A 13,955-nucleotide genomic window follows, 5' to 3' on the forward strand; every position below is an offset into this window, starting at 1 on the left:
TTATTTTTGCTAAAGTATAGACACTTGATACACTATATGAGAGTCTAACATAAAAACCTTTGTATTTATATTATATAAATATTAAAATAGCCGAATAAAGATTTGATTAAAATATATACGCTTTAATAAGTTTTAAAGAGGAAATAATATGAATTTAAAGAAAATAGCTTTGTTAACAGCTACACTAACCACAAGCATAGCAATTGCAGCTCCTAATATCTCTGCAAGCTCTGATCCTTATTTTAATGGTGGCAGTGGCATCAAACAAAAAGATATCATTGTAAAACCTGTAAATATACAATTAGATGCTGCAGCATGGGTAGCCATGGATTATCGTACAGGCGATATCGTAAGTGAAAAAAATATGGATGTTAGACGAGCACCTGCAAGCTTAACAAAAATGATGACTTCATACATAGTTGCTAGTGAAATTAAAGCTGGAAACCTGACTTGGGATACTATGGTTCCAATCAGTCAAAAAGCTGCTAGTACAGGCGGTTCAAAAATGTATGTCAGAGCAGGTGCTAGAGTTTCTGTGAGAAACCTTGTAACAGGTATGGATGTAGTATCTGGAAATGACGCTACTATCGCACTTGCTGAATATATTGGTGGTACTACAGAAGCATTTACTAATCTGATGAATCAAACTGCTAAAGCTATTGGCATGAACAATACTCATTTTGTAAACCCAGATGGTTTACCTGGTGGTAATCAGTATACTACAGCTCATGACATGGCTCTACTAGCAAGATCATATATATACAACTTCCCTGAAGCATATAAAGTTTATGATCAAAAAGGTCTAGTTTGGAATGCTACACAACAAGATTCTGTAAGTATTGCTGATCGTAAAGAGTGCTTACCTAAATTTGATCGCTCAAATGGCGAAGTTATCGAAAGCTATACTGCAAAAGACCTTGATGATTCTGCTAAAGACAAATGTACTAAATTATTCCCTAAACGTGATAACTTTGTACTTCAAAACAATAGAAACAAACTTTTATTTACATTTGATGGTGCTGACGGCATGAAAACCGGACACACAAGTGCGGCAGGCTACTGTCTAGTTTCTTCAGCTAAGCAAGAAGGTGAAAGATTTATTTCTGTAGTTCTTGGCACAAACAGTTCTGCTAAAAGAGATTCAGAATCAGCGAAACTATTAAGATATGCCTTAACAAAATATCAAAATGTACTACTTTACAAAGCAAACTCTCCTGTAACAATTAGTGCAAACAATATTCCTAATGCAAGTGCAGGACAAAAAATAACTGTTTCATCTAACCAGAATATTTATAAAACTGTTGCAAAAACTTATATTCCACACCTTAAACAAGGTATTGAGTTTAACCCAGGAGTTAAAGCACCTATAACTAAAGGTCAAACTGTAGGTAATCTTGTTATAACAGTTGGCAATTCTAAAGAGAAAATAGCAAGTGTTCCGGTAGTAGCACAAAATGATATTTCTCAAAAAGGCTGGTGGTAAAAAATAATTAAGGAATAGATAATAATGTCTGATAACAAAAATAAAGAAACTTTTTTTGAGTTTCCTTGCCAATTCCCTATAAAGATAATGGCAAACCCACAAAAAGAGACTGTTGAATTTATTTTAAATATATTTGAAAAATATGTTCCTAATCATAACGAAATAGATTTCAACACCAAAGAAAGTAAAACAGGTAAATACATCTCTATAACTGCCATTTTCACAGCGGATAGTAAAGAACAGTTAGATAATATATATAAAGAAATTTCTGGTCATCCAGAAGTTCATATGGTTCTATAAAGTTTAATCAATATCAAGTAATAAATACTATTATGCAAATTCAACAAAAAAATTTAGGCCTGCAAGAATACACCCAAGTATTTAAAGATATGATCGAGTTTACTGCAAACCGCACTGATGATATAAATGATGAAGTATGGCTTGTTGAGCATCCAGCAGTATTTACTCAAGGTAAACATGGTAGACCTGAACATATTATTAACCTTCATAACATCCCAATAGTTGAAACTGATCGTGGCGGTCAAGTTACTTATCATGGTCCTGGTCAGGCTGTTATATATTTCTTACTTGACGTAAAAAGAAATAAGTTAGGTGCAAAAAAACTTGTTTCTATAATTGAAGAAGCCTGCTTAAATATGCTAAAGAAATACTATAATTTAGATGCTCACACTATAGAAAATGCTCATGGCATATATATAAACAATAAAAAAATAGCATCACTAGGTCTTAGAGTCAAACAAGGTAAAACTTACCATGGTATTGCTATAAATACAGATATGGATCTAACTCCATTTAGCTATATAAATCCATGTGGTTATAGTGGCTTAGAAATGTGTCAAATCAGTGATTTTGAAAGAACTAGCGTAACTAAAGTTCAGAAACAATATTTAGAAGAATTTCTTAAACTAGTTTAATAATATTAAGAATATTCTTGTTGTAGCTCTTTTTTAACTTTTGATAATAACTCTCTAGATCTTACTTTATTGCCAAAGATATCGTACTTAATCTTTAATGTCGCTGCATTTTTTGTAATCTCATAAATATTAATACTGAAAGTTCCTTGATACTTCCTAGAATTAACTTTACCTTCTATAACAGCTCTATCATCAGTAACTATACTTTTAGTTAGTGTAATATTTTTATTATTTTTAAATAGACTAAATACTGCATAGCTAACCTGCTCTACAGAATAATCAAAATTTTCAGAATATTCAGCTTCTTGCTCAACAGCATATGGTGCCAAAACACAACTACTTAAAGTTAAAATACAAGAAATCAATAAAATCATAAATAATATTTTTTTCATTTGAATTTAAGATAGAAATAAAATTGCGTTAAATTAACACAAAACCTTGAGTAAATCTATATTTACAAGACTATATTTTCCAATTAAATAATAAAATTTAGAATATTATTAAAGACTGATGAATCAAATTATAAGAAAGTTTTTAAGAAAGCTGATCTAGATGGGTGCTTAAGTTTTCTAAGAGCTTTTGCCTCAATCTGTCTAATACGCTCTCTTGTCACATTAAACTGCTTACCGACTTCTTCTAATGTATGATCTGTATTCATACCAATACCAAAACGCATCATTAAAACTTTGGCTTCTCTTTCTGTTAAGCCAGTATCTATAAGCTCTTTAATCGCCTCTCTTAAGTTTTCTAAGTTCGCAGCTTCTATTGGAGAGTAGTTATTTTTATCTTCAATAAAGTCACCTACAGTAGAATCCTCATCATCACCAATTGGACTTTCCATAGAAATAGGTGTATGTGAAATATTAAGAATCTTTTTAAGCTTATCTTTAGTCATATTTGGAGTATATTCGATAATCTCTTCTTCTGTAGCTTCACGACCTTTTTCTTGTAAGATTTGACGTTTAATTCTATTAACCTTATTAATTGTTTCAATCATATGAACAGGTACACGAATAGTTCTAGCCTGATCTGCAATCGAACGAGTAATAGCCTGACGAATCCACCAAGTTGCATAAGTTGAAAACTTAAAACCCTTACGATAATCAAACTTATCTACAGCTTTCATTAGACCAATATTACCTTCTTGAATAATATCTAAGAAATGTAGACCTCTATTTGTATATTTTTTCGCTTCAGAAACAACTAGCCTTAAGTTAGCCTCAATCATTTCTTTTTTAGCTTGAGTAATTTTTGCTTCACTTTTTGAGATTTTGATATTAACGTCCTTGAGCTCAGCAATATCCATCATCATTAAGCTTTGAAACTGGTTAACTTGCTTAGTAAGATTATTTATTTCACGGATAATATTATCTGTGAATCTATATTTCTTTGTCAATGGCTCAAGCCATTCAGTAGAACCAATCTTATAAGTTTTTAAGAATTCTACTCTTGGAGTCTTAGCTCTATCAACACATAATCTTAATATTTTTCTCTCAAATTCCTTTACTCGAGCATATGGAAGTCTAATATAATCTACTAACTTTTGTAAATGTGAGGTTGAAAGCCTTAAACATTCAAACTCTTTAACAATTTTATTATAAAGTTTCTTTGTAGGCTTTTCCTGATACTCTTCGAACATTTTTTCAAGATTAGTAAAAAATTCATAAGCTCTTTGTGTATCTATTTTCTCATCGTGATCATCTTCAGCAACTTTCTCTTCAGCTGTTTGCTCATCACTAAAACCTGACATAATTTCGTTGAAACGAATATATTTAGCAGTAGGTTCTTCTTCTATATCTTGAGAAGACATATAATCTAAAGCTTTTTCTTCTAATTCACGAAATCTTTCAATATACGTTTTTATAACTATTGGATAGCTTAAGATTGTACTAAAAACCTCTGTAGTACCCTCTTCTATTCTAATAGCAATATCTGTTTCACCTCTTTTATCTAAAAGGTCAACTATTCCCATTTCTCGCATATACATGCGTATAGGATCAGAAGTCTTACCTCTTAAATCATCAAGATTTGCTTCACTAACTTTTCTTTCGTCTTCTTCTTCTATCTCAGGAGTTCTATCATAAACATCAATACCTGCATCAACAAGTATTGCTTCTATTTCTTCATATTTTTTTGGATCTTCAGAAACATCTCCTGGCAAAGCATCCAATATATCAGCTCTAGTTAAATAGCCTCTTTCTTTACCATCTACTATTAAATCTTTAAGATCTGAGAGTAAATCTTCTTTTGTCATCTAATACTCCAATAGAATTTTATTTTTTATTTGCTACTTAATTTTGCAATCAAATATTTACGTTCCATTTCCTGGACTTCTGTTCTAAAAGGTAAGGAGCCTAAGTGTTTAAGTTGTTCTTTTACACTATAGTTCTCAATCCTTTTTATATCTTTTAAGATCTGAAGGTGATAATTATCACTATCAGATTTTTTTCTAGTATTCTTTATACCATAACTCAATAATTCAAAAAAATACTCTCTGTAGTCAGGATAGTCCTCTGCCAGTAACTGTATAAGTATAACAGCTTCAATTTCATTAGATGAGTCTTCTTTTAGAATTTTCAAGCTTTTTATTAAAAAATCTAACCTTTTTGTTGCCGAGAAAATTTCAAAATCAGATTTTTTTTGCAGTATACGAAAATCTGAAATATTTACAAATAATTCAGATAGCAACTCTTCTTCCAAGGATAAATTTCTTGAAAGTCTTTTTTGTTTTACAACATTAGTGTTTACATTCTGCAAACCTTCATAAGCATTATGTTTACGTATTTTTAATAACTTTTTAATTTGCTCAGTTTTTATCCCTATTTTTTCAGCAATAGTTGCTACGATACTTTCTGAGTAAATATTATCCTCTACATCAGATAAAAAATTCTTTAAATTCTCTATAACCTCAGCCTTAGATTCAGCTCTACTGAGATCTTTATTATCAACAAAATTCTTTATTAAAAATTCTGAAACTGGTAAAGCACCCTCTAAAACTTCATTAAATTTTGCTAAACCATAAGCTTTGATAAAATCATCAGGATCTTTACCATCAAGTAAAGTTAATATTTTCAATTTTTTATTTCCATCTAATATGGGCAAAACTATTTTAATAGTTCTAAGAGCGGCTTTCTGTCCTGCAGAATCACCATCAAAACATAATACTACAGAGTTTGTTTCTCGGAATAGAATTTTAGCGTGGTTCTGTGAAAAAGCAGTTCCTAATGTAGCAACAGCGTTATAAAAGCCATGTTGGGCAAGACCAACCACATCCATATATCCTTCAACAACAACTAAACTTTGAATTAAATGTTCTGACTTTTGTTTTTTATGTTCTCTATACTCGTATAAACCATATAGCGTATTATTTTTTTGAAAAACTAACGTCTCTGGTGAATTAATATATTTAACACCATCATTATCATCCACAACTCTACCACCATAAGCAATTACATTACCCTGAATATTGCGAATAGGGAACATAATTCTACCCCTAAAGCGATCGTAAACATTACCTTTATCGTTCTTTATTGCTAAACCAGTATCTATTAAAACATCTTCTGTTGCTTTGGCAGATCTGGCAATCTGTGTAATATTATTCCACCCTTCAGATGAATATCCTATACCAAAAAACTTAGCTAATTTACTATCTATTCCCCTCTTCTTAAGATAATTTATAGCTTTATCTTTTGTTTCTGAATTTCCCAAATTCCAGCGATAGTATTTTTGTGCGATTTCTAAAAAACTAATACATTTATTATATAGCTGCTCTTTTTGTAAATCTTCTTGAGAATAGTTTTCATACTCTACTGGTTTTCCAACTATTTCAGCTAGATTTTTTACAGCTTCAATAAATTCTAGGTTATTAATTTTTTTAACAAATGTAAGAGCATCTCCAGACTCTTGACAACCGAAGCAATGAAAAAAGTTTTTACTTGGAGTTACAAAAAATGAAGGAGTTTTTTCATTATGAAATGGACAGCATCCTTTATAATTTTTGCCTGATTTTTTTAAATTAACATATCTTGAGACGACATCTACTATATCAGCACTGGCGACAAGCTCTTTTATAAAAGTATTTGAGACTCTCTTTGCCATATGATGTCAAAATTATAGTGTTACACTAGATTAGATTTTACAATTGCACTGACTTTACTCATATCTGTTCTGCCAGCTAATTCTTTTTTCACATTTGCCATAATCTTACCCATCTCTTTCATAGATGTTGCGCCTACATCTTCAATAGCTTTCTGAACTATAGCTACTACTTCTTCATCGCTAAGTTGCTTAGGCATATACTGAGTTAATACCTCAATTTCTTTTTTCTCGCCCTCTGCTAATTCAGCTCTGTCTGCTTGGATATATTGATTATAAGAGTCTTGTCTCTGTTTAATCATTTTTGTAATAACAGCTATGACAATCTCATCTGTAATGTCTATTTTTTCATCAATCTGCTTTTGTTTAATAGCAGACATAGCCATACGAATGGTAGTTAATCTATTTTTATCTTTAGTTTTCATAGACTCTTTCATATCAAGAGTCAATTGATCAAAAATTTGTGACATTTTAAAAAAGAATTCCTAGTGAAAGATGAGAGCTTTATGCTCTCGAGGTGGTTTAAATAAAAAACTATCTTCTAGCCATCATATTGCTTTTATGTGCTCTTTTAACAGCTGCAGCTTTTTTTCTTTTGCGCGCCCAAGTTGGCTTCTCAAAGTACTCTCTACGGCGTAACTCAGATACTATTCCAGCTTTCTCACAAGATCTTTTAAATCTTCTAAGAGCAACGTCAAAAGGTTCTCTTTCTTTAACTCTAACGCTTGGCATACTCTCTCACCTCACTTAAATGCCAGTTTATCAGTTATTAAAAAACTAAGGGCTATTTGCCCACGATAATTTTTACAGATAGCGATTATAACATATAAGCTTATAAATACAAGTATATAAAATCTCCCTTCATAGCAAAAAGATACATGCCAAAACTAGTGCAAAACTTGTAACGTTCAGCTGTATTTATATTAGATAAAATGCTATTATCTGAAGTTAATGTTGTTTTAGAAAAACTATACGGATTAAGAAGTTTTGTATAAAAAAACTAAGTTTTTAGTAGCTCTATCTATTTTTACTATATGTACAAGTAGCGCATTTGCAGCTAATGCGCGCGGTGAGATTCAATATCTTGTGAAAAAATACGGCTTAGCAGATGCTAAGATTGCTATAGCAGCTCAAAGAACAAATTCAGGCAAAGAGCTATATTCTTATGCTAAAAATAGAGCCATGGAGCCTGCCAGTAATAACAAAGTTTTCACAATGGCAGCAGCTTTATTTACGCTTCCTAGTGATTTTAGATTTACAACATCAGTAAACTATCCATCTGACAGAGTTAAAAACCATATTCTATATAGTGATATGTATATAAAGTTCTCGGGTGATCCCTCTCTAACTGGGACTCGACTTGCAAAACTTATAAAGAAAATTAAAACTAAAAAAGGTATCAAGCAAATAACTGGAGATATCTATTTGGTTGGTGTTTTTTCTGGACCATACATCCCACAAGGATGGTCAAAAGAAGATAGTACTTTCTGCTACGGTGCGCCTGCATCTAGCTTCACAATGAATAGAAATTGTACAGTTATAAAATTAGCAAAAAATCCAAATAGTTTATCTACAAGGGTAATAAAACTAAGTAATGCTAGTAATATTGCTATTGATAACTCTGCTAAATACACTAGCTCTTCCAAAGCAACTTTAATATATATGGACGATGACAATACTATACATATTAGTGGTTACCTATCTAGAGCCGCAGAGAAAATGTTTGAACTAGCAATTAAAAACCCTGCTTTAAAGACTCTAGATACTGTAAAAGATTTTCTTAATAGTGATGGAATCAAACATGGTAATGTCTCTATAGCAAATAAAGTCCCTGACGGCTACCCCGTTCAAATAAAGACATCATCAGCATCAATAGGATATATAATAGATGAAACACTTAAACGCTCTGATAACTTATATGCTGAGACAATTCTAAATACAGTTGCTTTTGAAAAAACAGGGATAGGATCAATAAAAGCAGGAACTGAAGCAGTACAGAACATTATATATAACGAATTAGGTTTAGACACATCGGCACTAACTATGTATGATGGCTCAGGTCTTTCAGAGCTAGATCGAGTATCACCAAACTTTATGGTTAACTTTTTAACCAAAACTTTCAACAGCTCTGTTGGCAAGAAATTTTATCATTATTTACCAACCTCTGGAATGAACGGTACTATCGCTTATAGAATGGGTGGCAAACTTCTTGGTAAAGTTCATGCTAAAACTGGAACTCTCTCTGGAGTATCGACTTTATCAGGTTATGTATTAACTGCAAAAAATCATCGTGTAACATTCTCGATAATGTTAAATGATCTGAAACGTTCAAACCGCTATAATGCGCGTAGATTTCAAGATAAAGTAGTAGGTGTTTTTTATAGGTATTTATAATGAAGAAAATAATCAGATTAACAGGTATAATTACAACTATAGCAATCTTAGGATCTTGTACAACTGCTCAACCAAAAAATATAAATAATGCTTGTAGTATTATTCATCAACATCCTGACTGGTATTATGATATGGTTGACTCATATGATCGCTGGGGAATTCCTCTAAATGTCCAAATGGCTTTTGTAAGGCAAGAATCTTCATTTAGAGCAGATGCTAAACCATCTATGCGATATTATTTTGGATTTATTCCTAAAGGCAGAGCTTCTAGTGCTTATGGATATTCCCAAGCATTAGACGGTACATGGGATCATTATAAGAAACAAACAAAACAGTCTTTTGTTTCACGCTCAAACTACTCCGATGCAGTAGATTTCATTGGTTGGTATCTAAATGATGTACATAACCAAACAGGGATAAGCAAAACAAATACTTACGATTTATATCTTGCATATCATGAAGGTATCGGCGGATATAAACGCGGTAGCCATAAAAATAACTCTTTCTTAAAGAACTATGCGCGCAAAACAGCTGATGTTGCAAAAAAATATTCAGTACAGTTAGAAAATTGTGAAATTCCTCGTAAACCACTACTATCTTATATCTTCTAATCAAAGGTAACATAATGAATTCAAAACCATTTAAAATTATAACCAATATCCGCTGGTCTGATACTGATAAGAATGATCATGTTAATAATGGCAAATACTTCGACTATTTTGAAGAAGCAAGAACAACATGGGCATACGAAAATACCGGACTTATGGATTGGGCCAAAGAAAACTCTATTCAATTAGTAATTACTGAACAGAGTTGTAAATACATATTAGCCTTACAACATCCAAATAAAATAGAAGTTACACAGTATATTTCTAAAATAGGTGCTGCAAGTATTGAATTTGATTATGAAATAAGAATCTTTGGTAGTGATAAAGTAGTTACCAAAGCAAAAGCTAAATTAGCATGCTATAACGCTAAAACATCTAGGCTACAAAAACTTCCAGCAGACTTAAAACAAAAACTTTTAGAAAAAAATGATTGATAATAATAAACAAAGTTTAAAAAAACTTGAAAAACAAATACTTAGAAAAACAGCTCAAGCCATTAATCAATATAATATGATTGAAGATGGCGACAAGATAATGGTCTGCTTATCAGGAGGCAAAGATTCATATTGCTTACTTGAAATATTGTTACTATTACAGCAAAAAGCACCTATAAAGTTTGATATAATTGCTGTTAATTTAGATCAAAAACAGCCTGGTTTTCCTGAAGATGTACTACCAAACTATCTAAAATCAAAGGAAGTTGACTTTCATATTATTGAAAGAGATACATATAGTGTTGTTAAAAAAGTAATTCCTGAAGGTAAAACAACGTGTGGATTATGCTCAAGAATGCGCCGAGGTATCTTATATGATTTTGCCGAAGAAAATGGCATCACAAAAATTGCCTTAGGACATCATAGAGATGATATCATCGAGACATTCTTTTTAAATATATTCTATAACGGCACAATTAAGGCAATGCCTCCTAAGCTTCTAAGTGATGACAAACGAAATATAGTAATTCGTCCTCTTGCTTTTGTTAGTGAAAAAGAAACTTTTCAATATTCAGAGCTTAAAAACTTTCCTATTATTCCTTGTAATTTATGCGGTTCTCAAGATAATTTGCAAAGAGTATTTATAAAAGATATGCTAAACAAATGGGAAGAGAATAGTCCAAATAGAAAAAATGTAATATTTAAGGCTCTTTCAAATATATCTCCATCACAAATGTTGGATAAAGAGCTTTTTGATTTTTTTAATATTTCAAAAAATGATATACAAAGATAGATAAGGAGAAAACATGAATCTAAAAAAAATAGTAGCTATAACATCATGCTCATTAATGGGGCTAGCTGTTAATGCATATAGCAATACAGAATCAAATGGAATAAAAATTAACCCTAAGGCAAGTTATACTGTCGGTTACCAAATAGGCTCTGGAATAGCTAATCAAAACTTTGGTATAGATAATACAAAAGCAGCAGAAGGTTTTGAGGACGCTTTAAAAGATAATCAACCTAAAATATCTCAAGATCAAATCCAAAAAGATATGCAAGCTTTAAAAGATAAGCTAATCAAAAAGCAGGTTAATATTGCTAAGCAAAATAAAGCTAATTCACAAGAATTAATTAGTGAAATTTCAAAGATGGATGGAATTACTAAAGTAAATGATGGTGTTTACTATAAGATGATAAAGAAAGGCGATGGTAAAAAACCTAATGCTAATAGCAAAGTAACAATTGCATATGATGGAACTACTCCTGGTGTTGTTTATGCAAAAGATAGTCAAAAAGCTCTTAAAGCTATCAAAGAAGGAAAACTAATTGGTTCTAGCTTTGATTCTAGCAAAGGTGTTTCATTCCCTCTTACAAATCTAATTCAATGCTGGAAAGATGCAATACCACAAATCCCAACAGGTTCTACTGTTATCCTATACTGTGCCCCGGATACAGCTTATGGAACAAGAGCTCCTGCTGCTATAGGACCAAACCAAGCTCTTTCTTTCAAAATAACCCTTAAGAGTTTTGAATAATAAAGTTTCTTGAATATATAATTATAAATCCATCAAATATTATTCGACAAATATACTTCATCTTGTAATGAACTAACTATAACTATTAGCAATAAAAATGTAATTAATATTAATCACAACTTAAGCTTTTGATATGTAAGCTATGAAGTAGGTATGGAATATAAAGCGAGAGTGTATAATCCTGTGTTGAGATTGGTATGATAATCTAGCTTTTTCTCTTAACTGCTAAATCGCATAGTAATACCATAGCTTCTTTATAATCAGATTCAGGCAAAAAATTTATAGATTGTTTCGCTAGATCGGCATAATGACAAGCAACCTTATATGAGTACTCTACCGCACCACTATTTTTAACTATAGCTACAATCTCATCAACATTATATTGACCTTCTTCTATAGCTCTTTTCAGTACTTTTTGTTTTTGTTGATCAATATTAGCAAGAGCATGGATTGTTGGTAAAGTCATTTTACCTTCATCTAAATCATCACCAATATTCTTACCTAAGCTTTCAGCATCCGAAACATAATCTAATACATCATCTGCTATTTGAAATGCATTTCCTAAGTAAACACCGTAGCTTTTAATATTATCCTGATGTTCTTGATAATTATCTTTATCTAAACTAATAACCCCTGCTAACTCACAAGCGGCCTCAAAAAGCTTTGCTGTCTTACAATATATAACGTTAGTATAATCTTTCTCAGTAAGCTCAGAATTTCTCGCATTTAACAGCTGTAAAACCTCTCCTTCAGAAATTTTATTCGTTGCATCTGCCAATATTTGCATAATTTGCATATTATCCAAACCTACCATCATCTGAAAAGCTCTTGAGTATAGAAAATCACCTGTCAGAACACTGGCAGCATTACCAAAAACATTATTAGCGGTTTCTTTACCTCTACGTAGCTCTGAGTTATCTACAACATCATCATGTAGTAATGTTGCTGTATGTATAAACTCTATAATAGCAGCACAAGCTAAATGTTTATCACCTTGGTAGTTTAATGCTCTAGAAAAAAGCATAACTAAAAGTGGGCGTAACCTCTTACCACCACTATTTATGATATAGTGACTAATTTGATTAATAAGAACCACATCTGAGGAAAGAGAATCAATAATAAATTGGTTATTATTTTTTATATCATTCTCAATAAGAGTTTGAATATCTTTAAGCTTTTGCATTATAAAAAAAATAGATATTTAATTAGACTTAAGAATAAAGTAGCATAGCTTATTTATCAATATAATAATTGATCAAATATTACTTTTAATCATCCTCATCATCAGATTTTTTAAAATATTCTAATATTTTTTTATTTTGTGCCGTTAGTTTAGCATTATCTGAATTTGCGGCACTATTAAAGCCTTTAACAAATTCTTGAGAGTTTTTCTTATTAATCTTAATTAACTTCTTAAGATCTGACTTATATTTGGCAGCAATAATCATACCTACCACATAAGAATCTTGATCAGATATCTTATTATAGTCAGGTTTTTTATCTAGAATAGTATCATCAAATCCAGTAATAAAATCTTGTTTTGAAAGCTCTTTATCCATTGCTTTAAAACTTTTATGTGAAATTTTACCCAATGACTGACCTATTACATATGGGCTATATGAAACTTTAGTCTTAGTGTCTGCAAAAGTATTACTAAAAACCATGCATGCAAACAACAATAACAAATTCTTAAATGTATTTTTCATTATTATTTTAAAATTACTAGATATGAACTACCAAATATTTTAACATAAGCTCCAGTAAAGTTTACAGTTTGTTTTGGGCCTTCTTCAAAAGTAGCTTTGAAAATATATCTTTATAATATAAATATTGAAGTATCTGAATAAACACTAACACAAACATACTACAAGGGACTAGAAGTGACACAATAGGCCAGCTCAAGAAAATAGCACTATTTATATCACATAAAATATTAATCGCTAAAAGTCCTAAATAAAAAATGCTAAACCCCTGGGCATCTCTTTGAAGATAATTTTTACAAATCTGCGGAAGATAATAAATATTATAAATTACCCCACTTATTGATCCACACCATAATAAATATGTTTTATCCAATTTTACTATATTAATTATTAATACTATTAATAATAAAAATGCCAGAATTAATAAAGTATGTATAAATATCTTCTTTTCTCTTCTATCATTTAAAATTTGAAACTGTTGAACAGTTAAAAAAAACAATAAAATTATATCTACCAATACATATTGCCACTGTAAATTAAAACCAATTGCATAAATCAAATCTAATGCATTTGCAAATATCATCAAAGAGTGAGTCCAAAGACTAATTTCGAATGTCTTATGCTTAAACTGATTATGAATAGTCTGCGGCAGAAAATGTACGAAATAAAGAATTAATGATATATTTAATGTTATATAACCAAAATTTTCCAATGTTAATCTCCTATTATTTAATAAATAATAGAAGTTTGAGTGATTTACTTTTT

General features: G+C 30.9%; 16 protein-coding genes. 8 read left to right on the forward strand and 8 right to left on the reverse strand.

What is annotated here, in order from left to right; translation table 11 throughout:
* Positions 1-148: 148 nt before the first annotated feature.
* From F7310_RS05705 to lipB, 3 genes are read left to right on the forward strand one after another with little or no spacing between them, the layout of a single operon-like run.
* Complete coding sequence (locus F7310_RS05705) at positions 149-1,483, forward strand: D-alanyl-D-alanine carboxypeptidase family protein (protein WP_072712416.1); 1,335 nt, start codon at positions 149-151, stop codon at positions 1,481-1,483.
* Between the two features lie 24 nt (positions 1,484-1,507).
* The gene (locus tag F7310_RS05710; RefSeq protein WP_072712418.1) at positions 1,508-1,783 is read left to right on the forward strand and encodes an HP0495 family protein; all 276 of its coding nucleotides are present in this window, start codon (positions 1,508-1,510) and stop codon (positions 1,781-1,783) included.
* A gap of 29 nt (positions 1,784-1,812) precedes the next feature.
* A complete protein-coding gene (gene lipB / locus F7310_RS05715; protein ID WP_145951733.1) occupies positions 1,813-2,418 on the forward strand; it encodes a lipoyl(octanoyl) transferase LipB in 606 nt (201 codons plus the stop codon).
* A gap of 5 nt (positions 2,419-2,423) precedes the next feature.
* Here lipB and F7310_RS05720 read toward each other — a convergent pair whose 3' ends face one another.
* The 5 genes from F7310_RS05720 to rpsU all read right to left on the reverse strand — a co-directional run bounded on the left by F7310_RS05720 (position 2,424) and on the right by rpsU (position 7,245).
* On the reverse strand, positions 2,424-2,792 hold the full coding sequence (locus F7310_RS05720; protein ID WP_158513250.1) for a DUF3568 family protein: 369 nt from the start codon (positions 2,790-2,792) through the stop codon (positions 2,424-2,426).
* A gap of 146 nt (positions 2,793-2,938) precedes the next feature.
* Positions 2,939-4,672 carry an RNA polymerase sigma factor RpoD gene (rpoD, locus tag F7310_RS05725; RefSeq protein WP_072712423.1) on the reverse strand — a complete coding sequence of 578 codons (1,734 nt, stop codon included), beginning with the start codon at positions 4,670-4,672 and terminating at the stop codon, positions 2,939-2,941.
* A gap of 26 nt (positions 4,673-4,698) precedes the next feature.
* On the reverse strand, positions 4,699-6,516 hold the full coding sequence (dnaG, locus tag F7310_RS05730) for a DNA primase (protein ID WP_072712425.1): 1,818 nt from the start codon (positions 6,514-6,516) through the stop codon (positions 4,699-4,701).
* A 20-nt stretch (positions 6,517-6,536) separates the two neighbouring features.
* The gene (locus F7310_RS05735) at positions 6,537-6,983 is read right to left on the reverse strand and encodes a GatB/YqeY domain-containing protein (RefSeq protein WP_072712426.1); all 447 of its coding nucleotides are present in this window, start codon (positions 6,981-6,983) and stop codon (positions 6,537-6,539) included.
* 64 nt (positions 6,984-7,047) lie between these two features.
* Complete coding sequence (gene rpsU, locus F7310_RS05740; RefSeq protein WP_072712428.1) at positions 7,048-7,245, reverse strand: 30S ribosomal protein S21; 198 nt, start codon at positions 7,243-7,245, stop codon at positions 7,048-7,050.
* A 255-nt stretch (positions 7,246-7,500) separates the two neighbouring features.
* Here rpsU and dacB point away from each other — a divergent pair, with 255 nt between their 5' ends.
* Genes dacB through F7310_RS05765 form a run of 5 tightly spaced genes read left to right on the forward strand, consistent with a single transcriptional unit; the run spans position 7,501 to position 11,487 of the window.
* Positions 7,501-8,907: a D-alanyl-D-alanine carboxypeptidase/D-alanyl-D-alanine endopeptidase gene (gene dacB, locus F7310_RS05745; protein ID WP_072712429.1), complete on the forward strand. Its 1,407-nt coding sequence runs from the start codon at positions 7,501-7,503 to the stop codon at positions 8,905-8,907.
* Positions 8,907-9,518 carry a transglycosylase SLT domain-containing protein gene (locus F7310_RS05750; RefSeq protein WP_072712431.1) on the forward strand — a complete coding sequence of 204 codons (612 nt, stop codon included), beginning with the start codon at positions 8,907-8,909 and terminating at the stop codon, positions 9,516-9,518. Before dacB ends, F7310_RS05750 begins: the two co-directional genes overlap by 1 nt.
* 14 nt (positions 9,519-9,532) lie before the next feature.
* The gene (locus tag F7310_RS05755; protein ID WP_072712433.1) at positions 9,533-9,949 is read left to right on the forward strand and encodes an acyl-CoA thioesterase; all 417 of its coding nucleotides are present in this window, start codon (positions 9,533-9,535) and stop codon (positions 9,947-9,949) included.
* The gene (gene ttcA, locus F7310_RS05760; protein ID WP_072712434.1) at positions 9,942-10,742 is read left to right on the forward strand and encodes a tRNA 2-thiocytidine(32) synthetase TtcA; all 801 of its coding nucleotides are present in this window, start codon (positions 9,942-9,944) and stop codon (positions 10,740-10,742) included. The genes F7310_RS05755 and ttcA overlap by 8 nt, the downstream gene beginning before the upstream one ends.
* A 13-nt stretch (positions 10,743-10,755) precedes the next feature.
* Positions 10,756-11,487, forward strand: coding sequence for an FKBP-type peptidyl-prolyl cis-trans isomerase N-terminal domain-containing protein (locus F7310_RS05765; protein ID WP_072712436.1), 732 nt, complete (start codon positions 10,756-10,758; stop codon positions 11,485-11,487).
* A 205-nt stretch (positions 11,488-11,692) separates the two neighbouring features.
* Here the strand turns inward: F7310_RS05765 and F7310_RS05770 are convergent, their stop codons facing one another.
* The 3 genes from F7310_RS05770 to F7310_RS05780 form a co-directional block, all read right to left on the reverse strand.
* The gene (locus F7310_RS05770) at positions 11,693-12,670 is read right to left on the reverse strand and encodes a polyprenyl synthetase family protein (protein ID WP_072712437.1); all 978 of its coding nucleotides are present in this window, start codon (positions 12,668-12,670) and stop codon (positions 11,693-11,695) included.
* An 85-nt stretch (positions 12,671-12,755) separates the two neighbouring features.
* Positions 12,756-13,193, reverse strand: a complete 438-nt coding sequence (locus F7310_RS05775; RefSeq protein ID WP_072712439.1) for a hypothetical protein — start codon at positions 13,191-13,193, stop codon at positions 12,756-12,758.
* 61 nt (positions 13,194-13,254) lie between these two features.
* Positions 13,255-13,902 carry a PQ-loop repeat-containing protein gene (locus F7310_RS05780; RefSeq protein ID WP_072712440.1) on the reverse strand — a complete coding sequence of 216 codons (648 nt, stop codon included), beginning with the start codon at positions 13,900-13,902 and terminating at the stop codon, positions 13,255-13,257.
* Positions 13,903-13,955: the final 53 nt, after the last annotated feature.

The organism is Francisella uliginis, from assembly GCF_001895265.1.
Taxonomy (GTDB): Bacteria; Pseudomonadota; Gammaproteobacteria; order Francisellales; family Francisellaceae; genus Francisella; species Francisella uliginis.